Origin of the sequence: Enterobacter sp. 50793107, from assembly GCF_001463365.1 — a bacterium.
GTDB classification, from domain to species: Bacteria; Pseudomonadota; Gammaproteobacteria; order Enterobacterales; family Enterobacteriaceae; genus Enterobacter; species Enterobacter cloacae.
Genome location: NZ_LNII01000140.1, coordinates 61,773 through 88,057, shown reverse-complemented (window position 1 = coordinate 88,057; position 26,285 = coordinate 61,773). Strand labels below are relative to the sequence as shown.

Genomic DNA, 26,285 nt, shown 5'->3' with positions numbered 1-26,285 from the left:
ATTCAGAACAATGCTATCGCGCTAATAACGAGTACGCTCGCGCAGGTTAACCAGCGCAACCTCCTGAGCGTCCAGTATGGAGATAACAAAGCCAGTATCGATCATATTGATAATGTTATGGCAAGCGACAGGGAGGCAACAGCGCGTTCGCTGCTGAGTTTGCAGACTGACGTGAACGGCAACAAGGCAGCAATCAACAGCCTGAACCAGACGTTTTCCAATTATCAGCAGGCCACGGCCACGCAGATAAACGGCATTACGGCGACCATCAACGGGCACACTTCAGCGATCACCACCAACGCGCAGGCCATTGCGAACGTCAACGGCGACCTGAATGCGATGTACAGCATCAAGGTTGCCGTGGATGCGAACGGAAAACAGTATGCTGCTGGTATGGGTATAGGTGTTGAGAATACGCCATCCGGCATGCAATCACAGGTGCTGTTTGTGGCTGACCGTTTCGCGGTAATGGCGCAGGCTGGTGGGGCGGTGTCGTTGCCGTTCGTAATCCAGAACGGACAGACCTTCATCCGGGATACGTTCATCCAGGACGGTACCATCAGCAATGCCAAAATCGGCAGCTATATTCAGTCTTCAACCTGGGATGGCACTGGGAACGTTGGCTGGCATATTAATAAATCGGGTTACGCTGTATTTAATAACGTCACTATCCGTGGAACAGTATATGCAACAAATGGAAGCTTTAAGGGTAGTGTTGAGGCCACGACTTTTGTCGGTGATATAGCGAATATTGGAGTTGGAGCAGACGTTGTCGTTTCAGGCGCTACAACAGCTACCAGAGCGATAACATTCACAGACTCCTCTAATTCCTCGCTTGCGAAATCCGCCCTTCTCGAAGGTCTGATTTATGTGTCATCGCTTACCGGAACAACGGTCGTTAACATCACGCTCAATATCAATGGGAATATACGTGACCTTGGAAATATTAACGTACCGTCAGGGAATACTGGGATGTGGATATCGGTAAGGCATGCATTGAGAAACATCACCGCAAATACAGTTACGGGAACCATTACAGTCACAGGAAGCGGAACAGCAAGTAAGTCAATTACATCACCGACGTTAACCATTACCCGAGGTACCGGGTCGTTCTCATAATCCAATTAGACATTCAACACGATTAATAACCCGTCACTTTTGGCGGGTTTTTTATTGCCTGGAGAAAACATGATTTATACTACTGGCACTATCGCCATCAGCGGAAACACCCTTACAGGTACCGGCACAAACTTTACTGCAGCTGGCTCACTTATTCGTAACGGCTGTACCGTTATTGCAATGACCAGCCCAGCGCAGGTTTTCCAGATTACCGCGATTGGAAGCGCAACCTCTCTTACCGTTACGCCAGCTGCTAACCCTGCCGTACCTTCTGGAACTAAATACGCCATTCTTCTGAGCGACAGCCTTAGCGTTGACGGTCTGGCGCAGGACATCGCTGAAACATTCACTATGTACCAGCGCTACATGAGCGGTTTCGCTGATGTGATGAACGGTACTACAGACGTCACTATCACGATTAACGGTGTGCCCGTCACCGTACCGGGGCAGAAATCGCTGGCGAAGAAAGGGGCTAACAGCGATATAACCAGCCTAAGCGGCCTGACTACCGCGCTCAGTATCAGCCAGGGCGGTACAGGTGCAAAGAATGCTGCTGACGCTCGCGCAAACCTCGGTTTGAGAAGTGCTGCTTTGGCCGATGTTTTAGGCACAGTTTCCCAGGCTGGCGGAGTGCCCACCGGAGCAGTGATAGAGAAGGGGGCAAATTCGAATGGTGAGTATGTTCGTTTTGCCGATGGTACTCAAATTTGCCGAATGGCGGTTGCGGCCGCAGATGCAGTAAATAAAAATGTGACAACAGCCGGCTCGCTGGGTGGGTATCGAAGCTCACAAAACCCAGTACCATTCCCGGCTAATTTTGCAGCTCCAGCTTACTGTTCTGGTCACATTAACAATAATGGCCACAATGTAAGAATTGAGCTCGGCAGCGGCAGCCAGACATCATGCCAGTTTGCTTTTCATGCTGTGAATAGCGGTACTTATTCCGGCGCCGACACCATTTACATTACAGCCATCGGCCGCTGGTTCTGAGGGTACTCAAATGAAAATTTTGCTTAGTCCACAACGTGCAGATTTCACAGTCACCTACTCAGCACAGGGCGACGTACTCACAGTTACAATGGACGAAAAAGTACATTCTTTCGATTTTTCAGATCTGCAGGACGAGACCCTTACTGAGTTCTCGTCCTCGCTTCCCATTTGCCCTTTACTCTTTGCGAAGAGGACAGATGATGGTGTAACTGTTTCAGCGCTCCACTTTTACGGACCTGAATCCAATGAGAGTGAGAGAGTCGCTTCTGTTGTAACTTTTTAGTCTTGATAGCGATTTTGACTGACTACTTATCTTAAGAAGTGGGCAGCTGCTGAAATGGCTGCCCGATATGATATTACCCATGCTGGCGAACAATAGGAGATTCAGAGGTCAGCCACATGTCAGAATCATCGAACATTTCCTCCAGCATGCGGTTCAGCTTTTCCCGATCGCTTTTGCTGGCATCGCTATTCAAGCCGTTCGCCTGCATCGGCTTCACCCTCACTTCAGCATCAGGGAAAATCTGGTGCACTCGTTTCGTCAACTCGGCCAGGATAATCTCCCTGGCTCCCTCCAAGCCTTCAACGTTTCGCTTATCGTAAACCAGTTCAACAAACATAATGCGCTCCATTATCTACTGTTTGGATATACAGTATTTTTGCTGTGGAGGATTTGTCTGTCAAGGCGTGAGCCCTTTGTTTTTAAATTTTGAGGGTATTTCTGCGTGAATAATTATTGTCGATGTGACCTGCAGAGCCGATGTTGTCTGAGGTTGGCTTAAAAAAGCTTTGGGGCATGGATGGGGCAAAAGTGCATGGTAAAGTGCGTTAAAGTTCGTTAATCATGTTTTGTCTCGATCTCGCTCATCCCTTGTTTTATGCGCTCCTGGACGATCTTTATCGATTTTAAAAATTATGAGTTCATATTATACAAATGTAGCAAAAAGGGTGTTTGTACCTGAAAAGATGAACATTCTGCATAGCGCGATCTACACAACAGGAATAGACTGGAATCGTTATTCGACAAACGATGCATAAGGTTTTCTATGACACAACAGCCACAAGCCAAATACCGCCACGACTATCGTGCGCCGGATTACCTGATTAGCGATATCGATCTGACTTTTGACCTGGATGCCACTAAAACCGTTGTGACGGCGGTAAGCCAGGTGACGCGCCAGAGCGCGACGGCAGTGCCGCTGCGTCTGGATGGTGAAGACCTGACGCTGGTCTCCCTGCATATTAATGATGCAGCCTGGACTGACTATAAAGAAGAAGACAACCAGCTGGTGATCGATAACCTGCCGGAACGCTTTACGCTGCGCATCGTGAATGAAATCAGCCCTGCCGCCAATACGGCGCTGGAAGGGCTCTACCAGTCTGGCGTGGCGCTGTGCACCCAGTGTGAAGCGGAAGGTTTCCGCCACATCACCTGGTATCTTGACCGTCCGGACGTGCTGGCGCGCTTTACCACCAAAATCATCGCGGATAAAACGCTTTATCCTTTCCTGCTCTCTAACGGTAACCGCGTGGGTGAGGGTGAGCTGGAAAACGGCCGTCACTGGGTACAGTGGCAGGATCCGTTCCCAAAACCATGCTACCTGTTTGCGCTGGTGGCGGGTGATTTCGACGTCTTACGTGACACCTTCAAAACCCGTTCTGGCCGCGAAGTGGCGCTGGAACTGTTCGTTGACCGTGGTAACCTCGATCGCGCGCCATGGGCGATGACCTCGCTCATCAACTCCATGAAATGGGACGAAGAGCGTTTTGGTCTGGAATACGATCTCGACATCTATATGATTGTCGCCGTCGACTTCTTCAACATGGGCGCGATGGAGAACAAAGGTCTCAACATCTTTAACTCCAAATACGTGCTGGCCCGTACCGATACCGCCACCGATAAAGACTACCTCGATATCGAGCGGGTTATTGGCCACGAATATTTCCATAACTGGACCGGTAACCGCGTCACCTGCCGCGACTGGTTCCAGCTGAGCCTTAAAGAAGGCCTGACCGTATTCCGTGACCAGGAGTTCAGCTCCGATCTGGGCTCGCGGGCGGTTAACCGCATCAACAACGTGCGCACCATGCGTGGGTTGCAGTTCGCGGAAGATGCCAGTCCGATGGCGCACCCAATTCGTCCGGACAAAGTCATCGAGATGAATAACTTCTACACCCTGACGGTGTATGAAAAAGGGGCGGAAATTATCCGTATGATCCATACCCTGCTGGGCGAGGAGAACTTCCAGAAAGGGATGCAGCTCTATTTCGAGCGTCACGACGGCAGCGCCGCCACCTGCGATGATTTTGTGCAGGCAATGGAAGATGCGTCGAATGTGGATCTCTCTCACTTCCGCCGCTGGTACAGCCAGGCCGGTACGCCGATTGTCACCGTTAAAGACGATTACAATCCGGAGACCGAGCAGTACACCCTGACCATCAGCCAACGCACGCCGCCAACGGCTGAGCAGGAAGAAAAATATCCGCTGCACATCCCGTTCAGCATTGAACTGTATGATAACGAAGGCAAAGTGATCTCGCTGCAGAAGGGTGGCCACCCGGTACACCACGTGCTGAACGTGACCCAGGCAGAGCAGACCTTTATCTTCGATAACGTCTATTTCCAGCCGGTGCCTGCGCTGCTGTGTGAATTCTCTGCACCAGTGAAGCTGGAGTACAAGTGGAGCGATCAGCAGTTGACGTTCCTGATGCGTCACGCGCGCAACGATTTCTCCCGCTGGGATGCCGCTCAAAGCCTGCTCGCGACATACATCAAGCTGAACGTTAATCGTCATCAGCAGGGCCAGCCGCTGTCGCTGCCGGTTCACGTGGCTGACGCGTTCCGTGCGGTTCTGCTGGATGAACAGATTGATCCGGCCCTCGCGGCTGAAATCCTGACGTTGCCGTCCGCGACCGAAATCGCCGAGCTGTTCGAGACCATCGATCCTATTGCCATCGTGGCTGTGCGTGAAGCGCTGACCCGCACGCTGGCGGCCGAACTGGCGGATGAGTTCCTGGCGATCTACAACGCCAACAAGCTGGATGCGTACCGCGTGGAACATGGCGACATTGGTAAACGTTCCCTGCGCAATACCTGTCTGCGCTACCTGGCCTTTGGTGAAACAGACCTGGCGAACACGCTGGTGAGCAAGCAGTATCACGAAGCGGATAATATGACCGACGCGCTCGCAGCCCTGGCGGCAAGCGTGGCAGCCGAGTTACCGTGCCGTGATGCGCTGATGCAAGAGTATGACGACAAGTGGCACCAGGATGGCCTGGTTATGGACAAGTGGTTCATTCTGCAGGCGACCAGTCCGGCAGCCGATGCGCTCAGCAACGTGCGCAGCCTGCTGAAGCATCGCTCCTTTACCATGAGCAACCCGAACCGCGTCCGCTCCCTGATTGGCGCGTTTGCCAGCAGCAACCCGGCTGCGTTCCACGCGGAAGACGGCAGCGGTTATCAGTTCATGGTAGAAATGCTGACCGAGTTGAACAGCCGTAACCCGCAGGTGGCATCACGTCTGATTGAGCCGCTGATCCGCCTGAAACGCTACGATGCGCAGCGCCAGGCGAAGATGCGTGCCGCGCTTGAGCAGCTTAAAGGGCTGGAAAATCTCTCTGGCGATCTGTACGAGAAGATTTCGAAGGCGCTGGCGTAATATAAACGTTAATCCCACCCTCTCCCTGTGGGAGAGGGCCGGGTGAAGGCATCAGGCATTAGCCGTAATCAACGCGCGCTCATTCACACCGCGCCTCATCACCCGCTCCAGCACCTCCGCTTCCAGCTCTGCCAGTCTGGCCGATCCCACACGGCGAGGGCGTGGAATATCCACCGTCAGATCCAGACCAATTTTTCCCTCTTCTATTAACAGCACCCGGTCGGCCATGGCGACGGCTTCGCTCACGTCGTGCGTCACCAGCAGGACCGTAAAACCGTGCTCCTGCCAGAGCGAGGCAATTAAATCCTGCATTTCAATCCGCGTCAGGGCATCAAGTGCCCCGAGCGGCTCATCGAGCAGCAGCAGGCCTGGACGATGTATCAACGCCCGCGCCAGCGCTACGCGCTGTTTTTGCCCGCCTGAGAGGGCCGCAGGCCAGTCACCGGCGCGATCCTCCAGCCCGACGGCGGCCAGCGCCTGACGCGCCTCCTCCCGCCAGTGACCTTTCAGGCCCAGCCCGACGTTATCGATCACCGTTTTCCAGGGCAGCAGGCGCGCATCCTGAAACATCATGCGGGTATCATCCTGAATATTGGCCAGCGGCGTTGTCCCTGCCAGAATCTCCCCTCCATTCGGCGCTTCCAGTCCGGCTAACAGGCGCAGCAGCGTACTCTTGCCGCCGCCGCTGCGGCCGACAACGGCCACAAATTGTCCGGCGGGGATATGCAGATCCAGGGCGTTAAGAATGGTTTTGTCGCCGTAGCGTTTCGTGACGCCGTTAAGTAACAGCGGTGTCCCCTGAGTGAGTCGGGCGGTATTCATGCTTTCGCCTCCTGAGAGAAATAGGCCGGGTTCCAGCGCAGCCAGCTGCGTTCCAGCCACTGGGCGCTGACGTCAGCAAGTTTGCCCAGCAGGGCATAAAGGATAATGGCGACTACCACCACGTCCGTTTGCAGGAATTCGCGGGCGTTCATTGCCAGATAGCCAATGCCGGAGTTGGCTGAAATGGTCTCCGCGACGATCAGCGTCAGCCACATCAGGCCGAGCGCAAAGCGAACGCCAACCATAATGGAGGGCAGGGCGCCCGGCAGCAGCACGTTGATAAACAGGGCAAATCCTGATAATCCGTAGCTGCGTGCCATCTCAACCAGCCCGCGATCGATATTGCGGATCCCATGCCAGGTATTGATATAAATCGGGAACAGCGTGCCCAGCGCCACGAGGAAAATTTTGGCGCTCTCATCAATACCAAACCACAGAATGACCAGGGGGATCAGCGCCAGATGCGGTACGTTGCGCAGCATCTGAATGGAGGTATCCAGCAACCGTTCCCCCCAGCGGGACAGGCCGCTGATCAACCCCAGCGTCAGGCCGATGCTCCCGCCGATGGCAAACCCAATCACCGCGCGCCAGGAGCTAATGGCCAGGTGCTGCCACAGCTCGCCGCTGGCACTCAGCGACCAGAAGGCTTCGATTACGCCCTCCGGAGAGGGCAGGATGCGGCTCGACAGCCAGCCGGTAGAGGAGGCCAGTTGCCAGATAAGGACAATGCCGACAGGTAAAAACCACGGGGCGGCGCGCAACAACCATTTTTGTGAGGTGAGAGACATAGCCACTCCTTAGCTTTGCGCGACTTTACGCGGAATAAACTCGTTGGCCACGGCTTCGCCCTGAAGCTGCAGCTGGCGGGGCTGCGGAATGTCCGGGATAGCGACATCCAGATGCGGGAACAGCAGTTCACCCACTTTGTATGCCTCCTCAAGATGCGGATAGCCCGAGAGGATAAAGCTGTCGATACCCAGCTCAGCATATTCATTGATACGCGCCGCCACGGTCGGGCCGTCACCCACCAGCGCAGTACCTGCGCCACCACGAACCAGGCCGACACCCGCCCAGAGATTGGGGCTGATCTCCAGATTCTCGCGTTTGCCGTTATGTAACGAAGCCATCCGGTGCTGTCCTACGGAGTCGGTTTTCGCAAATGCCGCCTGCGCTTTGGCGATGGTCTCATCGTCCAGATGCGAGATCAGCCGGTTAGCGGCCTGCCAGGCCTCTTCGTTGGTTTCACGCACAATCACGTGCAGGCGAATGCCAAAGCGCACCTTTCGGCCGTGGGCGGCGGCTTTGGCCCGCACCTGGGCAATTTTCTCTTTCACCAGTTCAGGTGGCTCCCCCCAGGTCAGATAGAGATCGACCTGTTCTGCCGCCAGATCCTGTGCCACATCCGACGATCCGCCGAAGTAGAGCGGTGGACGCGGCTGCTGTACCGAAGGAAAGTAGAGTTTCGCGTCGCGAACATGAATATGCTTGCCATCAAAGGTGACCGTTTCCCCCTCAAGCAGACGTCGCCAGACGCGGGTAAACTCGGCGGAGGCCTCATAGCGTTCCGTATGATCGAGGAACACGCCGTCACCGGCCAGTTCCTGCGGATCGCTGCCGGTGACCAGGTTAAACAGCGCGCGTCCGTTGGAGAGCCTGTCGAGCGTTGCCGCCTGACGTGCGGCAACGGTCGGGGAAACCACGCTCGGACGCAATGCCACCAGGAATTTCAGGCGCTGGGTGACCGGAATCATCGACGCGGCGACCAGCCAGGCGTCTTCGCACGAGCGTCCGGTGGGGATCAGCACGCCGGTGAAACCGATTCGGTCTGCCGCCTGCGCAATCTGCTGCAGATAGCCGTGGTCAACCGGGCGCGACCCCTCTTCGGTACCAAGATAGTGTCCATCACCGTGGGTGGGTAAAAACCAGAAAAGATTCAGACTCATGATTTGGCTCCTTCTTTGGCTGCGGGTTGCCAGATGCGTTCGCGAATGTTCACCTGTTTTGGTACTAAGCGGTTTTGATAAAAGAGGTCGGCAGTCTGTTGTTGCAGGGCTGCAACATGCGCGTCCACCGGGATAATGGTGGTGGGTGGACGGTGGTTGAGGTAGCTCGCGATCACCGCCTCCGGTAAGCCCATGGTTTTCGCCAGCAGGGTGATGCTCTCGGGGCGCTGGCTTTGCGTCAGGGTATCGGCTTCGGTAAAGGTATTCAGGACCTCCTGAACAAAGGCACCGTTTTTCTCTGCATACGGACGGGCTGCCAGGTAGAACGAACCGGTCTGTTTCAGGGTAGTGCCATCTTTCAATACCCGTACGCCGCCCTGAAGTAATGCCGCGGAGTAGTAAGGATCCCAGATAGCCCACGCGTCGACATTGCCTTGCTGGAAGGCGGCGCGGGCATCAGCAGGGGTGAGATAGACGGGCTGAATATCGGTGAACTTTAGCCCGGCCTCCTGCAGGGCGCGGAGTAGCAGGTTGTGCGAGCTGGAACCTTTCTGGAATGCGACTTTGTGACCTTTAAGTTCGGCGACATTTTTAATGGCGCTATTTTCCGGCACCAGAATCACCTCGGCTTTGGGTTTCGGTGGCTCAACGCCAACGTAGACCAGATCGGCCCCGGCCGCCTGCGCAAAGATCGGTGGAATATCGCCAGTACTGCCTAAATCGATGCTTCCAACGTTCAGCGCCTCCAGCATTTGTGGCCCGGCAGGAAACTCCACCCAGGAGAATTTGGTCTGTGGGAAGCGTTTTTCCAGAAGCTGGTGGCTTTTTGCCAGCACCATACTGACGCTGCCTTTCTGGTAACCAATGCGCAAACTGTCAGGTGCCGTCTCTGCTGCATGGGTCAGGGACGAGAGTGTGAGCAGACCAGCCAGGCTGATACGGGTAAGTGTTTTAAACATGTGCGACTCCTTGTGGCTGTCCAAACGCAGGTGTCTGAATATCGCGACGGTGCAGGGCATGCCAGAATGTCTCCAGCGCAGTGTCGAGCCGGGTTTGCAGATTCGGTGTGAAATGCGGTTTGTGCTGGTAATCGATAACCTGCGAGTCATCGGCAAAAACGCCGTGCAGGATCTCCTGCGCCTTCAACGCGTTCAGTACCGGCTTCAGGGCGTAATCCACGGCCAGTAAATGCGCAACCGTACCGCCCGTAGCCAGCGGCAACACCACTTTTCCATCAAGTGCACGTTCAGGCAGCAGATCGAGCAAGGTTTTCAGTGCGCCGGAAAATGAGGCTTTATAAATCGGGGTCGCGACGATAAGCCCGTCAGCACTTTTTAGCTGTTCAATCAGGGTTTTCAATGCCGGACTGTCAAAGCGCGCGTAGAGCAGATCCTCAGGTTCAAAGTTGTGCAGATTCCAGTGGCACACTTCCACATCCAGAGCATTAAGCCTTTCGCGGGCATATTCCAGCAGGGCGCTGGAACGAGAAGGGAAACGTGGACTTCCGGCCAGGGTGATGACGCGCATGTGTACTCCTTATAACTAATTGTTTGCTTTTATCTAACATTCATAACAATTTTCAGGAGTGTGACACTGCGTGGTTATTCCACTAAATGATTTATCCGCAATTAAAATGCGAAAAAGCGCATAAGAAGTGTACGGGGAAGTAAACGTTTGCGTTTTACGCTGATTTTTTTGCCGCAGGTCAATTCCCTTTCCGGGCAGGATCGCACATAATCCCCTCCCGGTTTGCACACCGGGAATCCAGGAGAGTTCATGTACTACCCCTTCGTTCGTAAAGCCCTTTTCCAGCTCGACCCTGAGCGCGCTCATGAATTTACATTCCAGCAATTACGCCGTATTACGGGAACGCCGCTGGCCGCGCTGGTGCGTCAGAACGTGCCGGAAAAACCTGTGCAGTGCATGGGTCTGACCTTTAAAAACCCGCTGGGTCTGGCGGCAGGTCTGGATAAAAATGGCGAGTGCATTGATGCCCTGGGCGCGATGGGCTTTGGTTCCATCGAAATCGGTACCGTCACACCGCGTCCACAGCCGGGTAATGATAAGCCGCGTTTGTTCCGCCTGGTCGAAGCCGAGGGGCTGATCAACCGCATGGGCTTTAATAACCTCGGCGTGGATCATCTCGTAGAAAACGTTAAAAAAGCCCATTTTGATGGTGTATTAGGCATCAATATTGGCAAAAATAAAGACACGCCGGTTGAGCAGGGTAAAGATGACTACCTGATTTGTATGGAAAAAGTCTACGCCTATGCCGGTTATATCGCCGTGAATATTTCATCGCCGAATACCCCGGGGCTACGTTCTCTGCAATATGGTGAAGCGCTGGACGATCTTCTCAGCGCCATTAAAAATAAACAAAATGAGCTGCAGGCGATCCATCATAAATATGTTCCGGTGGCGGTTAAGATCGCACCGGATCTTTCTGCTGAAGAATTGATCCAGGTTGCCGACAGCTTAGTTCGCCATAATATTGATGGTGTGATTGCGACCAACACGACGCTCGATCGATCCCTCGTCCAGGGAATGAAAAACTGTGACGAAGCGGGTGGGTTAAGTGGACGTCCGGTACAATTAAAAAGTACGGAAATTATTCGGGCGCTCTCCGCCGAATTAAAAGGCAGTCTGCCAATAATCGGTGTCGGTGGTATCGATTCGGTGATTGCTGCGCGCGAGAAGATGGCTGCGGGCGCCTCACTGGTGCAAATCTATTCCGGCTTTATTTTTAAAGGCCCGCCGCTCATAAAAGAAATCGTTACTCATATCTAATCTTTTCTCTTAATCAGACAACCAGGGCTTTATTTCCAGCCCTGGTTGTTTTATATTCCGTCACTGTTGCTTATTTAGACATTATAGTCTTTTATTAATGGTGTTATAAACGAAGCGGCGAATGGGACATTTTTAGTACAGGACGTTTGGGTACGGGAGAGACACATGCGAATTAAACCTGACGATAACTGGCGCTGGTATTTTTGTGAAGAGCATGATCGAATGATGCTCGATTTAGCCAATGGCATGTTGTTCCGTTCTCGTTTTGCGCGTCGAATGTTAACCCCGGACGCTTTCTCCCCGTCTGGCTTTTGTGTAGACGATGCTGCGCTTTATTTCTCCTTTGAAGAGAAATGCCGTGACCTGCTGCTCTCAAAAGAACAGCGTGCCGAACTGATATTAAACGCGCTGGTGGCGATTCGTTTTCTGAAACCGCAAATGCCGAAAAGCTGGCACTTTCTGCCGCATGATATGAACTGGACGCCGTCCACGGGCGATGCGGCCAGCGTCAATCTGAGCGATACCGCAGAAGAGGTGAGTTTACTGGTGGTGGAACCTGGCGAAAATGCCGCGCTTTGTCTGCTGGCCCAGCCCGGCGTGACCATTGCCGGGCGGACGATGCAGCTCGGGGATGCCATTAAGGTCATGAATGACAGGCTGAAACCGCAGCTGCGCGTGGATTCATTCAGCCTGGAACAGGCGGTTTAAGCTTCCAGCTGTATCGACGTTTTTGGAATACAGCTGCAGCACAGGATCGTCCCGTCATCACCGATTGCGGATTTCTTCAGCGCACTGACATCGCCCCCGACCAGCTTGATTCGACAGCAACCACAGATACCCGCCCGACAGGAATACGGGATACGGATCCCGGCTTGCTCCAGCTGCTCAAGTATCACCTGCTGATTGTTACCCCGTATAACGCGGCCCTGCCAGTGAATATCCACTGCCGAACTGGCTTGCGTCTCAACCTCTACCGTTTCTTCTTCCTGACCCGCACCGTACACGCGCGCAGGCCCACGGGTGAGAATTTCCACCTCGTCACCCACGCGGATCACTCCGCTTGAGCGCGGAATAAGATTCTGGCCGAAATCCACGTCGCCATTATCCTGCGCGGTACGGAATGATTGCAGGGTTTTCAGCGGCTCGCCGGAAGGATGCTTCAGGCCTTTCTCCGGACTTACGGTGGTGAAAATGCAGCGGCTGCACGGCTTCACGACATCAAAAATGACGCTGCCGATGCGGATCACTTTCCAGGTATCTTCCTCCCAGGCTTCCGTACCGGTCACCACCAGATTCGGGCGAAATTGCTCCATCTGCACGCTGGCCTTACAGCGACGCTGCAGGTCACGCAGCGAGGCTTCGCTGGTTAACAGGAACGGGAAACCATCGGCAAACGAGAGGGGAACCGCGTCGTGGCGCTTGACGCGTCGTGTCAGCGCCGGACCCACCCAGCGCAGCTGTACCTCACGGGAGAAGAAGCCGCTCAGCCAGCGGTTAATCTCGTCCGGAGCGATGCGAGCGGTAAAATGATTGCCCCATACTTCCGTTGGCGCATCGACAGGCGCAAAATCAGCAAAGCGAATCAATACGCTTGAGCCATCCGGGGCGGTGAGGTGCAGGCCGTCATGCAGCGGTGAAGGCGTAAAGCGCACCATCTGCGGGAACTGGCGTGCGGTAATGAACGTACCGTCAGGCTCGGTGACCATAAAAATACGATCGAAGGCAAATCCACTGATGTCAGCCAGGGCGTGAGAAACGCCGATACCGCGCATGGATTTCACCGGATGAATAAAAAGCCTGGATAACGTCGCCACTGTGCACAGTCCCTCGAATGAAAATAAGCCTTCAACTTTATGACATACACGTCATATTAGCTATAATGCGCGACAATTTTCTTAGAGTAAAAGTGACGATATGAATTCTCTGTTTGCCAGTACGGCCCGTGGGCTGGAAGAGCTGTTAAAAACTGAACTGGAAGCCCTGGGCGCGCAAGAGTGCCAGGTGGTTCAGGGTGGTGTCCATTTTGAGGGCGACACACGGCTTATTTACCAGAGCCTGATGTGGAGCCGCCTGGCGTCGCGCATCATGCTGCCGATGAAAGAGTGCAAGGTCTACAGCGATCTTGATCTCTATACCGGCGTACAGATGATCGACTGGACAGAGATCTTCACGCCAGACGCGACCTTCGCGGTGCATTTTAACGGTGTAAACGATGAGATCCGCAACAGCCAGTACGGCGCGCTGCGCGTGAAAGATGCCATCGTGGACTGCTTTACCCGTAAAAACAAAGAACGACCAAACGTCGATCGTGAAAACCCGGATCTGCGCATTAACGTCTGGCTCAATGGCGATACCGCCAGCATCTCTCTGGATCTGAGCGGGGCAGGTCTGCATCTGCGTGGCTACCGCGATCGCACCGGTATGGCGCCCATCAAAGAAACGCTGGCTGCCGCCATCGTGATGCGCTCCGGCTGGCTGCCGGGCACGCCGCTGCTCGACCCAATGTGTGGTTCCGGTACGCTGCTGATTGAAGCTGCGATGCTGGCCACCGACCGCGCTCCCGGCCTGCATCGTGGCCACTGGGGCTTTAGCGGCTGGGCGCAGCACGATGAAGCGCTCTGGAAAGAGGTCAAAGCCGAAGCGCAGGCCCGTGCGCGTAAAGGCCTGGCGGAGTATACCTCGCATTTCTATGGCTCTGACAGCGACCCGCGCGTCATTGAACGCGCGCGCAGCAATGCCCGTCGCGCAGGTATCGGTGAGCTGGTGACCTTTGACGTGAAAGATGTCGCGAACCTGACCAACCCGCTGCCGAAAGGCCCCTACGGTACCGTTATCAGCAACCCGCCATACGGCGAGCGTCTGGATAGCGAACCGGCGTTGATTGCCCTGCACAGCCTGCTGGGCCGCAATATGAAAGACTACTTTGGCGGCTGGAATCTCTCCCTGTTTAGCGCTTCACCAGAACTGCTGAGCTGTCTGCAGCTGCGTGCCGATCGCCAGTTTAAGGCGAAGAACGGCCCGCTGGACTGTGTGCAGAAAAACTACCATCTGGCGGAGAAAGCGGCGGACAGCAAACCGTCGGGCGTGGCGGAAGATTACGCTAACCGTCTGCGCAAGAACCTGAAGAAATTTGAAAAATGGGCCAAACAGGAAGGCATTGAATGCTATCGCCTGTATGACGCCGATCTGCCGGAGTACAACGTGGCGGTTGACCGCTATGCAGACTGGGTGGTGATTCAGGAATATGCTCCACCAAAAACCATTGATGCGCAAAAAGCGCGCCAGCGCATGCTGGACGTGATCGCAGCGACGATTGCCGTGCTTGGCATTGCGCCAAACAAGCTGGTGCTGAAAACCCGCGAGCGTCAGAAAGGGAAAAACCAGTATCAGAAGATGGGTGAGAAGGGCGACTTTATTGAAGTGGGTGAATACAACGCTCGCCTGTGGGTTAACCTGACGGATTACCTTGATACCGGGCTGTTCCTCGACCACCGCATTGCCCGTCGTATGCTGGGCCAGATGAGCAAAGGTAAGGACTTCCTTAACCTGTTTTCCTACACCGGTAGCGCCAGCGTGCATGCGGGCCTGGGCGGCGCGCGCAGCACCACTACGGTGGATATGTCGCGCACCTATCTGGAGTGGGCGGAGCGCAACCTGCGTCTCAATGGCCTGACCGGACGCCAGCATCGTCTGATGCAGGCCGATGTCCTGGGCTGGCTGCGTGACACCGATGAACAGTTCGATCTGATCTTCATCGATCCGCCAACGTTCTCCAACTCCAAGCGTATGGAGGATAGCTTTGATGTACAACGCGATCACCTGCGCCTGATGACCGACCTGAAGCGCCTCCTGCGTAAAGGCGGCACGATTATGTTCTCGAATAACAAACGCGGTTTCCGCATGGATCACGACGGCCTGGCCGCTCTGGGACTGAAAGCACAAGAAATCAGCCAAAAAACGCTGTCTCAGGACTTTGCCCGTAATCGTCAGATCCATAACTGCTGGCTTATCACCGCGGCCTGAAAGGAAAAATAAATGTCTTTAATTAGTATGCACGGTGCGTGGCTCTCCTTCAGCGACTCACCGCTTCTCGACAATGCCGAACTGCACATCGAAGACAACGAACGCGTCTGTCTGGTGGGCCGTAACGGCGCGGGTAAATCCACGCTGATGAAAATCCTCAACCGCGAGCAGGGTCTGGATGACGGGCGTATTGTTTACGAGCAGGATCTGATTGTCTCCCGCCTGCAGCAGGATCCGCCGCGTCATGTCACCGGCAGCGTGTACGATTTCGTAGCGGAAGGGATTTCGGAGCAGGCTGAATACCTGAAGCGCTATCACGAGATTTCTCATCTGGTGATGACCGACCCGAGCGACAAAAATCTTAACGAACTGGCGAAAGTCCAGGAGATGCTCGATCATCACGGCCTGTGGCAGCTGGAGAACCGTATTAACGAGGTGCTGGCTCAGCTGGGCCTGGAGCCGGATATGCAGCTGTCTGCGCTATCTGGCGGCTGGTTGCGTAAGGCGGCACTGGGCCGCGCGCTGGTCAGCGGGCCGAAGGTGCTGCTGCTGGATGAACCAACCAACCACCTGGACATTGAAGCGATCGACTGGCTTGAAGGGTTCCTGAAAACTTTCAGCGGTACCATTATCTTCATCTCCCACGACCGTTCCTTCATTCGCAATATGGCGACGCGCATTGTCGATCTCGATCGTGGCAAGCTGGTCACCTATCCCGGCGATTACGATACTTATCTGCTGGAAAAAGAAGAAAACCTGCGCGTGGAAGAGCTGCAAAACGCCGAATTCGACCGCAAACTGGCGCAGGAAGAGGTGTGGATCCGTCAGGGTATCAAAGCCCGCCGTACCCGCAACGAAGGCCGCGTTCGTGCCCTGAAAGCGATGCGTCGTGAACGCAGCGAACGTCGCGAAGTGATGGGCAGCGCCAAAATGCAGGTAGAAGAGGCCTCCCGTTCCGGGAAGATCGTCTTCGAGATGGAAAACGTTAACTACCAGGTTGACGGGAAAGTGCTGGTGAAAGACTTCTCCGCCCAGGTTCAGCGCGGGGATAAAATCGCCCTGATTGGCCCCAATGGCTGCGGTAAAACCACGCTGCTGAAGCTGATGCTGGGCCAGTTGCAGGCGGATAGTGGCCGAATTCACTGCGGCACCAAACTGGAAGTGGCCTATTTTGACCAGCACCGTGCAGAGCTGGATCCGGACAGAACGGTGATGGATAACCTTGCCGAAGGTAAGCAAGAGGTCATGGTAAACGGTAAGCCGCGCCATGTGCTGGGCTATCTCCAGGACTTCCTGTTCCACCCTAAACGGGCGATGACCCCGGTGCGTGCGCTGTCTGGCGGTGAGCGAAACCGTCTTCTGCTGGCGCGGTTATTCCTGAAACCAAGCAACCTGCTGATTCTCGATGAACCAACCAACGACCTGGATGTCGAAACGCTCGAACTGCTGGAAGAGCTGATCGATGGTTATCAGGGCACCGTGATGCTGGTGAGCCACGACCGTCAGTTCGTTGACAACACCGTGACCGAATGCTGGATCTTCGAAGGCGAAGGGCGGATTGGTCAATATGTGGGTGGCTACCACGACGCGAAAGGGCAGCAGGCACAGTCGCTGGCGCAAAAACAGGCGAAGTCTAAAACAACGACTGAACCTGTTGTAACAAAAGCAGAAACTGTCAAGAAAACCTCGGCTAAACTAAGCTATAACCTGCAGCGCGAACTGGAGGGTTTGCCTCAGCGTCTTGAGGAGCTGGAGGCCGCGCTGGAGGCGCTGCAAGCGCAGGTTGCCGATGCATCCTTCTTCACCCAATCGCACGACTATACTCAAAAAGTCCTGGCCGAATTGTCCGCAGCTGAAAAAGCTCTGGAAGAAGCATTTGAGCGCTGGGAGTACCTTGAGTCTCTGAAAAACGGCGCATAAACAGGGATAACATATGTGTGACCAGCACCATGCCGACAGGCATATATTATGCTCGCAATGCGATATGCTCGTGGCGTTGCCAGAGCTTGGTCACGGACATAAGGCCCTGTGCCCGCGTTGCGGCACAACGTTGACAACCGAATGGGACGCGCCAAGACAGCGTCCCACGGCGTATGCGCTGGCCGCGTTGTTCATGTTGCTGCTCTCTAATCTCTTCCCCTTCATCTATATGAAGGTGGGAGGGATGACAAGCCAGGTTGATCTGCTTGAAATTCCGGGGGTGATGTTCTCGGAAGATTACGCCAGCCTCGGCACCTTCTTCCTTCTGTTTGTGCAGATCGTTCCGGCTTTTTGTCTGGTTGTCATCCTTTTGCTGGTCAACCGCGTAAAAATGCCCGCAGCCCTGAAAATCAAACTGGCGCGAGTCCTGTTTCAGCTTAAAAGCTGGGGGATGGCCGAGATTTTTCTGGCGGGTATTCTGGTCAGCTTCGTAAAGCTGATGGCCTACGGTGACGTGGGGATTGGCAGCAGCTTTATCCCGTGGTGTCTCTATTGTGTGCTGCAGCTGCGCGCATTCCAGTGCGTTGACCGGCGTTGGGCATGGGATGATATCGCTCCGGCTCCCACACTTGCCCAGACGGTGAAGGTTGGCGTGCCGGGGATCCGCCAGGGACTGCGCTCTTGCTCCTGCTGTACTGCCGTGCTGCCCGCGGATCTGGACGTCTGCCCACGCTGTGAAACCAAAGGCCATGTGCGACGCAAAAATAGCCTGCAGTGGACCATGGCGCTGCTGGTGACCTCTGTGATGCTGTATCTTCCCGCGAATATTCTGCCGATCATGATCACCGATTTGCTCGGTGACAAAATGCCCTCGACGATCCTCGCCGGGGTGATATTGCTGTGGGGCGAGGGATCTTATCCGGTGGCTGGGGTGATTTTTATCGCCAGTATTATGGTGCCTACCTTAAAAATGATCGCGATTGCCTGGCTCTGCTGGGATGCGAAAGGGCACGGCAAACGCGATAGCGAACGCATGCACCTCATTTATGAAGTTGTCGAGTTTGTTGGACGCTGGTCAATGATTGACGTGTTTGTCATTGCCGTTCTCTCTGCATTGGTGCGGATGGGCGGTTTGATGAGTATTTATCCTGCGATGGGGGCTTTAATGTTTGCGCTGGTCGTGATTATGACCATGTTTGCGGCCATGACCTTCGACCCTCGTTTATCGTGGGATCGTGAGCCTGAATCAAGCCATGAGGAAGAGTAAGAGCATGGAAAATAAGAGTGGAGAGGCGAAAGTGCAGAAGGTCAAAAACTGGTCACCGGTGTGGATTTTTCCCATCGTGACGGCGCTGATCGGTGCATGGATCCTGTTTTATCATTACAGCCATCAGGGACCGGAAGTGACGCTCATCACCACCAATGCCGAGGGGATTGAGGGCGGTAAAACGACCATCAAAAGCCGCAGCGTGGATGTAGGGGTGGTTGAAAGCGCCACCCTGACGGATGATTTAACGCATGTAGAAATTAAAGCGCGGTTAAATGCCGGGATGGAAAAGCTGCTTCACGGTGACTCCGTTTTTTGGGTGGTTAAACCGCAGGTCGGACGGGAAGGGATCAGTGGTTTAGGCACGCTGCTCTCGGGCGCGTATATTGAGCTACAGCCGGGGGCAAAAGGGGCGCAGCCAGCCCAGTATCAGCTTTTAGACTCTCCACCGCTTGCGCCGCCTGATGCAAAAGGGATCCGCGTGATTCTCGACAGTAAAAAAGCGGGCCAGCTCTCACCTGGCGACCCGGTGTTGTTCCGCGGCTATCGTGTTGGCTCAGTCGAGACCAGTACCTTTGATCCGCAAAAAAGGACCATCAGCTATCAGCTGTTCATCAATGCGCCAAACGATCGTCTGGTGACCAGCAACGTACGCTTCTGGAAAGACAGCGGGATCGCGGTCGATCTCACCTCAGCAGGTATGCGCGTTGAAATGGGGTCGCTGACCACCCTGTTTGGCGGCGGCGTCAGCTTTGACGTGCCGGAAGGACTGGATCTGGGGCAGCCGGTGGCCGAGAAAACGGCCTTCAGGCTCTTTGACGATCAAAGAAGCATTCAGGACGCGCTCTATACCGATCATATTGATTACCTGATGTTCTTTAAAGATTCCGTCCGCGGCCTGCAGCCAGGGGCGCCCGTTGAGTTCCGCGGTATTCGTCTGGGTACGGTCGGACAGGTGCCGTTCTTTGTGCCGGGACTTCAGCAGGTACTTGATGATGACTATCGTATTCCGGTGCTGATCCGCATTGAGCCAGAGCGTCTGGTTAACCAGATTGGCGAGAATCAGGATATCGGCGCGCATATTACCGATTTAATGAACCGTGGCCTGCGCGGCTCGCTGAAGACTGGCAACCTGGTGACTGGTGCGCTGTATGTGGATATGGATTTCTATCCAAAAGCTCCGCCGATTACTGGTATCCGTGAATTTGGCGGCTACAAGATCATTCCAACGGTGAGCAGCGGTCTGGCTCAAATCCAGCAGCGTCTGATGGAAACACTGGATAAGATCAACAATCTGCCACTGAATCCGATGATTGAAGCGGCGACAGGCTCGTTGCATCAGAGCCAGGAGACGATGCAGCGTCTGCAAACCACGCTGGATAACATCAATAAGCTCACGGCAAGCCAGAGCATGCAGCAGTTGCCGCAGGATATGCAGAAAACGCTGCGTGAACTGAACCGTAGCATGCAGGGCTTCCAGCCTGGTTCAGCGGCCTACAACAAGATGGTGGCAGATATGCAGCGTCTTGATCAGGTCTTGCGTGAACTGCAGCCCGTACTGAAAACGCTCAATGAGAAGAGCAACGCGCTGGTGTTTGAAGCAAAAGATAAAAAGGATCCTGAGCCGAAGAGGGCGAAACAATGAAAAAATGGCTAGCGATTGTAGGTGCGATGGTGCTCACGGCCTGTAGCTCAGGGAGTGAAACGAAAAGCTACTATCAGCTGCCGCTGATGGCGCAGGCGGGTACGCAGAGCACCGCCTCGCAGGGCAACCGTCTGCTGTGGGTTGAGCAAGTGGCTGTGCCAGATTATCTGGCCGGCAACGGGGTGGTTTACCAGACCAGCGATGTGCAGTATGTGATTGCGAATAATAACCTGTGGGCCAGCCCGCTGGATCAACAGTTACGCAATACGCTGGTGGCGAATCTCAGCAGCCAGCTTCCGGGCTGGGTTGTCGCCTCCCAGCCTCTTGGAAGCGACCAGGACACGCTGAACGTGACGGTAACGGGCTTCCATGGTCGTTATGACGGTGCCGTTGTCATCAGCGGAGAATGGCTGCTTAACCATCAGGGACAGCTGATTAAGCGTCCGTTCCATCTGGAGCTCAAGCAGCAAAAAGATGGCTATGATGAAATGGTGAAAGTGCTTGCCCAGGGGTGGGCACAGGAATCGGCCAACATCGCGAGAGAAATCTCCCGGCTGCCATAAGTAAAATTCATCATAAAAAACCGCAATCGGTCTGCCACTGATTGCGGTTTTTTTTTCGTTTTCACGTCAGACCGTTACTTGTCCCGGGTCACAATTTTTGTACAAATGATCTTCTGGCTAGCTCACAAATATGACATCCGTATGAATTTTGAACGTTGACGCTACGACTAATTCGGGGTATTCGTTATCTGTGCCTGCACGCATTGTGCAGTCACTGTTTTCTTTCCACCAGACAAAAGAATGAGGGAAACGAGGCATGAAGAGACAGAAACGAGATCGCCTGGAACGGGCTCATCAACGTGGTTATCAGGCCGGCATCGCTGGACGATCTAAAGAAATGTGTCCTTATCAGACGATTAATCAAAGGTCACAATGGCTGGGAGGCTGGCGAGAAGCCATCGGCGACAGGGCACTCATAGCCTGATAACGTCTCTTTAAAAACAGAAACCTCCGCAATGCGGAGGTTTCGCCTTTCTGAAGCCGCGTATAGCAGCGTTTAGAAAGCAGATGTATCCTGGAACAGGCCCACTTTCAGGTCGTTCGCGGTATAGATTAAACGGCCATCTACCAGCACTTCGCCATCCGCCAGGCCCATAATCAGGCGGCGGTTAACAATGCGTTTGAAGTGAATACGATAGGTCACTTTCTTCGCAGTTGGCAGAACCTGACCCGTGAATTTCACTTCACCCACGCCCAGCGCACGGCCTTTACCTTCGCCGCCCAGCCAGCCCAGGTAGAAGCCAACCAGCTGCCACATCGCATCCAGGCCCAGGCAGCCAGGCATTACCGGATCGCCAATAAAGTGGCAACCGAAGAACCACAGGTCCGGATTGATATCGAGTTCTGCTTCTACGTAACCCTTATCGAAGTTGCCGCCGGTTTCGGTCATTTTCACGACACGGTCCATCATCAGCATGTTCGGGGCCGGTAACTGTGGGCCTTTCGCGCCAAACAGTTCACCGCGACCAGAGGCAAGAAGATCTTCTTTTGTATAGGATTCGCGTTTATCTACCATGTTCTCAGTAAGCCTTATTTTAGTGAAGGACGCAGGATAGCTAACACGTGTACGCTGAACAAGTCCGATCAGTTTGAACTAAACCAACCTAACCAGCGTAACGGCCACGGATAACGATGACGAGCATCTTGCTGGGTCGCCTGAGCAATGCGCTCCTGGATGGTCTGCATCAGGGTCGTTTGTCCCTCGCCGTCCCATACCAGGTTTGTCAGTAAGGGTAGTGCATCCTCGACGCCTTCGATGGCCCAGAGGGAGAATTGTCCCTGCTCTACCGCATCCAGCAGTGCCTGGCTGAGGCTTAAATGGCGTGCGTTGGGTGCTGGAATAATCACACCCTGTTTGCCGTTTAACCCGCGTTGCTGACAAATAGAGAAGAAGCCCTCAATCTTTTCATTCAGGCCCCCCACTGGCTGGGCACGACCAAATTGATCGACCGAACCGGTAATGGCGATGTTCTGATTGATCGGGACTTCCGCCAGGGCGCTGATTAAGGCACACAGCTCGGCCATAGAGGCGCTATCACCATCCACTTCGCTGTAGGATTGCTCAAACGTCAGCGAGGCAGAGAAGGGGATTTGTTGCTCAAGCTGCAGCTCTGACATCAGGAACGCCTGCATGATCATCATGCCTTTGGCGTGGATGTTTCCACCCAGCTCGGCTTTCCGTTCGATGTCGGTAAACTCGCCATCGCCAATATGGACGACGCAGCTGATGCGTGAAGGCTCGCCAAACGCACGCGGATGCCCGGGAAATTCAATCACCGACAGGGCATTGATCTGTCCGATGCGCTCGCCTTCGGTCTCGACCAGAATTTGCTCCAGCAGAATTTCATCCTGCATACGATCGGCCAGATAGCCTTCCCGCCACTCTCTTTGGGCCAGCATCTGGGAAAGTTGCTCACCGGTAAATGCGCCATTCCCACTGATCGCACCCACTTCACGCAGCTGTTTGCTGATCCAGAGCGGACACAGCGGCAGCGTCTCCTGGTCACCGGTATAGCGAACCGCTTCGCGGATAAGTCCCGGCCAGGCGTCAGCCGCAGGCGTCGGCAGGGCAAAGCGGGCAGCAACGGCCATCACCCACTGACACCACTGCGCCATGTCATCGGCATCAGCAATCTGAATATTGTCTTCGTACTCGCTGTACACCGCCTGTGCAGCCAGCTCCGGCTCCATTTCCTGGAAATCAGCCAGCGATTCACGGTCACCCGTCAGCACCACGGTCAACGACAGCGGCATGGAAGGGACAGAGACCGGCAGAGGACGAGACTCGTCATAGCCCACCCAGTCAAATCGTTGCTGGCTCACAATCGTTTTCAGGCGCATCCATAACAGCGGCTGGGAGAGCAGGGTACGCAGGGAAATGATCAGTACGCCGCCATTGGCGCGATGCACCAGGCCCGGTTGCAGCGATAACTCACCGTTGAACTGGCGAAGGCAACCAAAGAGTTGTTCGGCCTCGGCCCAGTTAGCGGATACCACTTCGCCCTTTACCGCAAAACGGCCATCAGCCTGTTCTGCGGGTTCGAAAGAGACATCATGTCCTGAAATACGATACTGGCCGCCGTAAATAGCATTGGCTTCCGGCTGCAACTGGCGCATGGCATCACCCAGAAGCGTTAAATACTCGGCTTCTTCCGGGGCTTTGAGCAGCATGAAGGGAGATGTCGCCCACGGGCTTAACACCTGCTCCAGTGCGTAATGCAAACGCGGTTGTGTATCGCTAAGTATGAATTCGTGTTCTTGTGCGAGGTCTGGCTGTGCAAACAATTCCTGATAGCTTTCGGTATCCGGAACAAGGTCACGCCATGCAAGTTTCGTAATGGTCAAAGTTGATGTTTTTTAGTCAGATGTAAAACCGTGGAGTATACCGTAAGCGGGGGGCTCTTCCCAAGCAGGATTGGGGTTTTCGGGAAGCGAATCGCCTGCAATGCTTCACAGGATATGATTTCTTTTCAGCAGATTGCTAAAAAACTGATATTCTGAACAGAGTTACGTGGTAACACTGAGATCGCAATGAAATATCAACAACTGGAAAATCTCGAAAGCGGCTGGAAATGGAAGTACTTGGTCAAGAAGCACCGAGAAGGGGAGCTGATTACCTGCTACATCGAAGCCAGCGCCGCACAAGAGGCCGTGGATATTTTGCTGACCCTCGAAAATGAACCGGTACAGGTGAATGGCTGGATTGAGAAACATATCAATCCGGCACTGTTGAACCGGATGAAGCAAACTATCCGCGCACGACGCAAACGGCATTTTAATGCTGAGCATCAGCACACCCGTAAAAAATCCATCGACCTGGAATTCATGGTCTGGCAGCGTCTTGCAGGGCTTGCGCAACGGCGGGGAAAAACGTTGTCAGAAACGGTGGTGCAGTTGATTGAAGATGCCGAGCATAAAGAAAAATACGCCAACCAGATGTCTACGCTGAAGAACGATCTTCAGGCGCTGCTGGGTAAAAAATAACTTTTGAGTTTCTTCAGATAATAAAAAACCCCGCATCGCGGGGTTTTTTTATAAGACGATAACTTAAGCCGCTGGCTGAGTTACAACGTCTTTAACGCCTTTAACTTCGATCTCTACGCGACGATCTGGTGCCAGGCAGTCGATCAGAGCAGCGCGAGCTTTAACGTTGTCACAGGTGTTGCCAGTAACTGGGTTAGATTCGCCCATACCACGTGGGGAGATCTTGTTAGCTGGGATACCTTTAGAGATCAGGTAATCAACAACAGACTGAGCACGTTTCTCAGACAGTTTCTGGTTGTAAGCGTCAGAACCGATACGGTCGGTGAAGCCCAGAACCACTACAGAACCGTCTTTAGGATCCAGGTTGCTCAGCTGGGTGTACAGCTGATCCAGTGCCTGCTGACCTTCTGGTTTCAGGGTCGCTTTGTTGAAGTTGAACAGAACGTCAGACTTCAGAGTGAAGTGCTTGGTCTGTACTTCTGGAGCTGGAGCCGGCGCTGGAGCAACAACTGGTGCTGCATCTTCCTGCTGGCCGAAACGGTAGGAAACACCTACGCTCAGCATGCCGTTGTCTGGACGAACACCAACGGTAGCACCGTCACCGATGTTGTTAACCCACTGGTATTCCAGACGGGTAGCGATGTCACGGGTCATAGCCCACTCAACGCCACCAGCGAATACTGGGGAAACACCAGTGTCGTGGTCGTCGCCAGCGATGCTGTTGCTGGAGTCAGCGCGCCATACCATGCCGCCCAGACGGGTGTACACGTCCAGATCGTCAGTTACTGGGTAACCCAGTTTAGCGGTCAGCTGAACGCCCTGAGCTTTGAAAGCGCCGTTTACGGTGTCGCCTTTGTATGGCATACGACCTAACCAGTCGTAACCCATTTCAAAGCCAACATACGGGTTAACCTGATAGCCACCGAACGCACCTGCACCAAGCTGGCTCTCGTGAGTCGGGCCATCATTGTTCAGGCTGCTGTTGTACCAGCCGGTGTCGTGGAACTGAGACCAGCCCAGTTTACCACCTGCATACCAGGTATTATCTTTCGGAGCGGCCTGCGCTACGGTAGCGAAGCCAGCCAGTGCCACTGCAATCGCGATAGCTGTCTTTTTCATTTTTTGCGCCTCGTTATCATCCAAAATTCGCCATGAAAATCTCAATCGAGAATCACGGTTAAATCCTTCACCGGGGGGCGTGGTCAAATATAAATCTACCGATATCTTCGGCTTAGGCCGAGCACCCCTGGCGATGTAAAGTCTACAACGTAGCTGAAAACTTACAAGTGTGAAGTCCGTCAGGCATATGAAAAAAAAAGTTCCGTATACCGATTATTTAACAATTTCTGAACGAAATTTGTGCAATAAAATTAAGAAGAACCGCACCAGACAAGCCTTGCCGCCGTTTTGGACGATGGAACTAAAAGCGCATCTTAAGGTCGAAAAAAATTCCAGGAAAACTCTTAAATTTGCTCAGTGATACAAATTTGAGTGAATTTTTAGCCCTGAAAGTTGTCCTCTGCGGTAAGAATCCTGGCGAACCGGGCGCATGATAAAGCCGATCGCATTGCCTTCTTCTGCCGCTTCGGTGAGGCGAAAATGTTCCTGCTCCGTCAATTCGTCTGATAACCATCCAATCACCACGCTGTAATTCCCTGTACGTAATGCCCGGATCATCGACTCAACCGTATCGCAAGGAGAGAGTTGATTAATTTGCATGACCTTCGTCAGCGGCAGGCCTGCAGACTGAACCCATTCCCGGCTTAGTTTCTGCTGCGGCGTCAGCCAGAGCTGCCAGCGCGATTGCTGACCAAGCTGCTGCAAGAGCGGCAGTAACAGAAGTTGGGTCAACAGGGGCTGGTCTTCACGATAAACCACTTCACTGATAAGCCCTGTCGAAACACGCCCGACGGCGTTCTGTGCGACATCGCCAGCGGTAGAAGAGAAAGATGTTGAGCGATTTGCATAGCCTGAAGTGTACATAATCATTCCAGCCCTGTAGTTACTGTATGAATATACAGTAACCCCTGTATGCATAAAGATCAACCTCAATTTCGGAAAGCG

22 protein-coding genes and 1 pseudogene are annotated in these 26,285 nt (G+C 54.0%); 12 read left to right on the top strand and 11 right to left on the bottom strand.

The window, feature by feature from the left end; all coding sequences use genetic code 11:
* Both APU11_RS28975 and APU11_RS28970 read left to right on the top strand, forming a co-directional pair.
* A partial coding sequence (locus APU11_RS28975; protein ID WP_239691336.1) for a DUF1983 domain-containing protein occupies positions 1-1,119 on the top strand: 1,119 nt, incomplete at its 5' end.
* 69 nt (positions 1,120-1,188) lie between these two features.
* Positions 1,189-2,109, top strand: a complete 921-nt coding sequence (locus APU11_RS28970; RefSeq protein WP_239691335.1) for a hypothetical protein — start codon at positions 1,189-1,191, stop codon at positions 2,107-2,109.
* A 356-nt stretch (positions 2,110-2,465) separates the two neighbouring features.
* Here the strand turns inward: APU11_RS28970 and APU11_RS18500 are convergent, their stop codons facing one another.
* Positions 2,466-2,729 carry a DinI family protein gene (locus APU11_RS18500; RefSeq protein WP_060578687.1) on the bottom strand — a complete coding sequence of 88 codons (264 nt, stop codon included), beginning with the start codon at positions 2,727-2,729 and terminating at the stop codon, positions 2,466-2,468.
* 426 nt (positions 2,730-3,155) lie between these two features.
* Here APU11_RS18500 and pepN point away from each other — a divergent pair, with 426 nt between their 5' ends.
* Positions 3,156-5,768: an aminopeptidase N gene (gene pepN, locus APU11_RS18495; protein ID WP_058651223.1), complete on the top strand. Its 2,613-nt coding sequence runs from the start codon at positions 3,156-3,158 to the stop codon at positions 5,766-5,768.
* 51 nt (positions 5,769-5,819) lie between these two features.
* Here the strand turns inward: pepN and ssuB are convergent, their stop codons facing one another.
* From ssuB to ssuE, 5 genes and pseudogenes are all read right to left on the bottom strand, one after another.
* On the bottom strand, positions 5,820-6,590 hold the full coding sequence (gene ssuB / locus APU11_RS18490; protein WP_038985600.1) for an aliphatic sulfonates ABC transporter ATP-binding protein: 771 nt from the start codon (positions 6,588-6,590) through the stop codon (positions 5,820-5,822).
* The gene (ssuC, locus tag APU11_RS18485; protein ID WP_029883221.1) at positions 6,587-7,378 is read right to left on the bottom strand and encodes an aliphatic sulfonate ABC transporter permease SsuC; all 792 of its coding nucleotides are present in this window, start codon (positions 7,376-7,378) and stop codon (positions 6,587-6,589) included. The genes ssuB and ssuC overlap by 4 nt, the downstream gene beginning before the upstream one ends.
* A gap of 9 nt (positions 7,379-7,387) precedes the next feature.
* Positions 7,388-8,533, bottom strand: a complete 1,146-nt coding sequence (ssuD, locus tag APU11_RS18480; protein WP_058651224.1) for an FMNH2-dependent alkanesulfonate monooxygenase — start codon at positions 8,531-8,533, stop codon at positions 7,388-7,390.
* A pseudogene (locus APU11_RS18475) lies at positions 8,493-9,492 on the bottom strand (sulfonate ABC transporter substrate-binding protein). The gene ssuD and the pseudogene APU11_RS18475 overlap by 41 nt, the downstream one beginning before the upstream one ends.
* Entirely contained in the window at positions 9,485-10,060 is a 576-nt protein-coding gene (ssuE, locus tag APU11_RS18470; protein WP_058651225.1) for an NADPH-dependent FMN reductase, read from the bottom strand. Before ssuE ends, APU11_RS18475 begins: the two are co-directional and overlap by 8 nt.
* A 249-nt stretch (positions 10,061-10,309) precedes the next feature.
* Here ssuE and pyrD point away from each other — a divergent pair, with 249 nt between their 5' ends.
* Positions 10,310-11,320: a quinone-dependent dihydroorotate dehydrogenase gene (gene pyrD, locus APU11_RS18465; protein ID WP_058651226.1), complete on the top strand. Its 1,011-nt coding sequence runs from the start codon at positions 10,310-10,312 to the stop codon at positions 11,318-11,320.
* Positions 11,321-11,485: 165 nt separating this feature from the next.
* Positions 11,486-12,028 (top strand): cell division protein ZapC, encoded by a 543-nt coding sequence (gene zapC / locus APU11_RS18460; RefSeq protein ID WP_020689696.1) that lies wholly within the window; start codon positions 11,486-11,488, stop codon positions 12,026-12,028.
* Here the strand turns inward: zapC and APU11_RS18455 are convergent.
* On the bottom strand, positions 12,025-13,134 hold the full coding sequence (locus APU11_RS18455; protein ID WP_058651227.1) for a YcbX family protein: 1,110 nt from the start codon (positions 13,132-13,134) through the stop codon (positions 12,025-12,027). The genes zapC and APU11_RS18455 overlap by 4 nt on opposite strands.
* 100 nt (positions 13,135-13,234) lie before the next feature.
* Here APU11_RS18455 and rlmKL point away from each other — a divergent pair, with 100 nt between their 5' ends.
* The 6 genes from rlmKL (at position 13,235) to rmf (ending at position 21,162) form a co-directional block, all read left to right on the top strand.
* Positions 13,235-15,343 carry a bifunctional 23S rRNA (guanine(2069)-N(7))-methyltransferase RlmK/23S rRNA (guanine(2445)-N(2))-methyltransferase RlmL gene (gene rlmKL / locus APU11_RS18450; protein WP_048972447.1) on the top strand — a complete coding sequence of 703 codons (2,109 nt, stop codon included), beginning with the start codon at positions 13,235-13,237 and terminating at the stop codon, positions 15,341-15,343.
* A 12-nt stretch (positions 15,344-15,355) separates the two neighbouring features.
* Positions 15,356-17,263: an ABC transporter ATP-binding protein gene (locus APU11_RS18445; RefSeq protein ID WP_029883226.1), complete on the top strand. Its 1,908-nt coding sequence runs from the start codon at positions 15,356-15,358 to the stop codon at positions 17,261-17,263.
* A gap of 13 nt (positions 17,264-17,276) precedes the next feature.
* The gene (pqiA, locus tag APU11_RS18440; RefSeq protein ID WP_028027912.1) at positions 17,277-18,530 is read left to right on the top strand and encodes a membrane integrity-associated transporter subunit PqiA; all 1,254 of its coding nucleotides are present in this window, start codon (positions 17,277-17,279) and stop codon (positions 18,528-18,530) included.
* Positions 18,531-18,534: 4 nt separating this feature from the next.
* Positions 18,535-20,175 (top strand): intermembrane transport protein PqiB, encoded by a 1,641-nt coding sequence (pqiB, locus tag APU11_RS18435; protein WP_013097263.1) that lies wholly within the window; start codon positions 18,535-18,537, stop codon positions 20,173-20,175.
* Complete coding sequence (pqiC, locus tag APU11_RS18430; RefSeq protein ID WP_020689691.1) at positions 20,172-20,738, top strand: membrane integrity-associated transporter subunit PqiC; 567 nt, start codon at positions 20,172-20,174, stop codon at positions 20,736-20,738. Before pqiB ends, pqiC begins: the two co-directional genes overlap by 4 nt.
* Positions 20,739-20,994: 256 nt before the next feature.
* Complete coding sequence (gene rmf / locus APU11_RS18425) at positions 20,995-21,162, top strand: ribosome modulation factor (protein WP_013097261.1); 168 nt, start codon at positions 20,995-20,997, stop codon at positions 21,160-21,162.
* A 72-nt stretch (positions 21,163-21,234) separates the two neighbouring features.
* Here the strand turns inward: rmf and fabA are convergent, their stop codons facing one another.
* Positions 21,235-21,753, bottom strand: a complete 519-nt coding sequence (gene fabA, locus APU11_RS18420) for a bifunctional 3-hydroxydecanoyl-ACP dehydratase/trans-2-decenoyl-ACP isomerase (protein ID WP_000227926.1) — start codon at positions 21,751-21,753, stop codon at positions 21,235-21,237.
* A gap of 68 nt (positions 21,754-21,821) precedes the next feature.
* Positions 21,822-23,582 (bottom strand): Lon protease family protein, encoded by a 1,761-nt coding sequence (locus tag APU11_RS18415; protein WP_038985584.1) that lies wholly within the window; start codon positions 23,580-23,582, stop codon positions 21,822-21,824.
* Positions 23,583-23,768: 186 nt separating this feature from the next.
* Here APU11_RS18415 and matP point away from each other — a divergent pair, with 186 nt between their 5' ends.
* Entirely contained in the window at positions 23,769-24,221 is a 453-nt protein-coding gene (matP, locus tag APU11_RS18410) for a macrodomain Ter protein MatP (RefSeq protein WP_013097258.1), read from the top strand.
* A 63-nt stretch (positions 24,222-24,284) separates the two neighbouring features.
* Here the strand turns inward: matP and ompA are convergent, their stop codons facing one another.
* Both ompA and sulA read right to left on the bottom strand, forming a co-directional pair.
* Entirely contained in the window at positions 24,285-25,340 is a 1,056-nt protein-coding gene (gene ompA, locus APU11_RS18405; RefSeq protein WP_028027914.1) for a porin OmpA, read from the bottom strand.
* A 354-nt stretch (positions 25,341-25,694) separates the two neighbouring features.
* A complete protein-coding gene (gene sulA, locus APU11_RS18400) occupies positions 25,695-26,204 on the bottom strand; it encodes an SOS-induced cell division inhibitor SulA (protein ID WP_013097256.1) in 510 nt (169 codons plus the stop codon).
* Between the last annotated feature and the right edge of the window lie 81 nt (positions 26,205-26,285).

What these genes read in the sequence shown, in the direction of transcription:
- ompA (WP_028027914.1), bottom strand. Translation starts at nt 25,340, where the DNA reads ATGAAAAAGACAGCTATCGCGATTGCAGTGGCACTGGCTGGCTTCGCT.
- pqiC (WP_020689691.1), top strand. Translation starts at nt 20,172, where the DNA reads ATGAAAAAATGGCTAGCGATTGTAGGTGCGATGGTGCTCACGGCCTGT.
- ssuB (WP_038985600.1), bottom strand. Translation starts at nt 6,590, where the DNA reads ATGAATACCGCCCGACTCACTCAGGGGACACCGCTGTTACTTAACGGC.
- APU11_RS18500 (WP_060578687.1), bottom strand. Translation starts at nt 2,729, where the DNA reads ATGTTTGTTGAACTGGTTTACGATAAGCGAAACGTTGAAGGCTTGGAG.
- pqiA (WP_028027912.1), top strand. Translation starts at nt 17,277, where the DNA reads ATGTGTGACCAGCACCATGCCGACAGGCATATATTATGCTCGCAATGC.
- ssuD (WP_058651224.1), bottom strand. Translation starts at nt 8,533, where the DNA reads ATGAGTCTGAATCTTTTCTGGTTTTTACCCACCCACGGTGATGGACAC.
- ssuC (WP_029883221.1), bottom strand. Translation starts at nt 7,378, where the DNA reads ATGTCTCTCACCTCACAAAAATGGTTGTTGCGCGCCGCCCCGTGGTTT.
- APU11_RS18445 (WP_029883226.1), top strand. Translation starts at nt 15,356, where the DNA reads ATGTCTTTAATTAGTATGCACGGTGCGTGGCTCTCCTTCAGCGACTCA.
- rlmKL (WP_048972447.1), top strand. Translation starts at nt 13,235, where the DNA reads ATGAATTCTCTGTTTGCCAGTACGGCCCGTGGGCTGGAAGAGCTGTTA.
- rmf (WP_013097261.1), top strand. Translation starts at nt 20,995, where the DNA reads ATGAAGAGACAGAAACGAGATCGCCTGGAACGGGCTCATCAACGTGGT.
- fabA (WP_000227926.1), bottom strand. Translation starts at nt 21,753, where the DNA reads ATGGTAGATAAACGCGAATCCTATACAAAAGAAGATCTTCTTGCCTCT.
- pyrD (WP_058651226.1), top strand. Translation starts at nt 10,310, where the DNA reads ATGTACTACCCCTTCGTTCGTAAAGCCCTTTTCCAGCTCGACCCTGAG.
- sulA (WP_013097256.1), bottom strand. Translation starts at nt 26,204, where the DNA reads ATGTACACTTCAGGCTATGCAAATCGCTCAACATCTTTCTCTTCTACC.
- pqiB (WP_013097263.1), top strand. Translation starts at nt 18,535, where the DNA reads ATGGAAAATAAGAGTGGAGAGGCGAAAGTGCAGAAGGTCAAAAACTGG.
- zapC (WP_020689696.1), top strand. Translation starts at nt 11,486, where the DNA reads ATGCGAATTAAACCTGACGATAACTGGCGCTGGTATTTTTGTGAAGAG.
- ssuE (WP_058651225.1), bottom strand. Translation starts at nt 10,060, where the DNA reads ATGCGCGTCATCACCCTGGCCGGAAGTCCACGTTTCCCTTCTCGTTCC.
- pepN (WP_058651223.1), top strand. Translation starts at nt 3,156, where the DNA reads ATGACACAACAGCCACAAGCCAAATACCGCCACGACTATCGTGCGCCG.
- matP (WP_013097258.1), top strand. Translation starts at nt 23,769, where the DNA reads ATGAAATATCAACAACTGGAAAATCTCGAAAGCGGCTGGAAATGGAAG.
- APU11_RS28970 (WP_239691335.1), top strand. Translation starts at nt 1,189, where the DNA reads ATGATTTATACTACTGGCACTATCGCCATCAGCGGAAACACCCTTACA.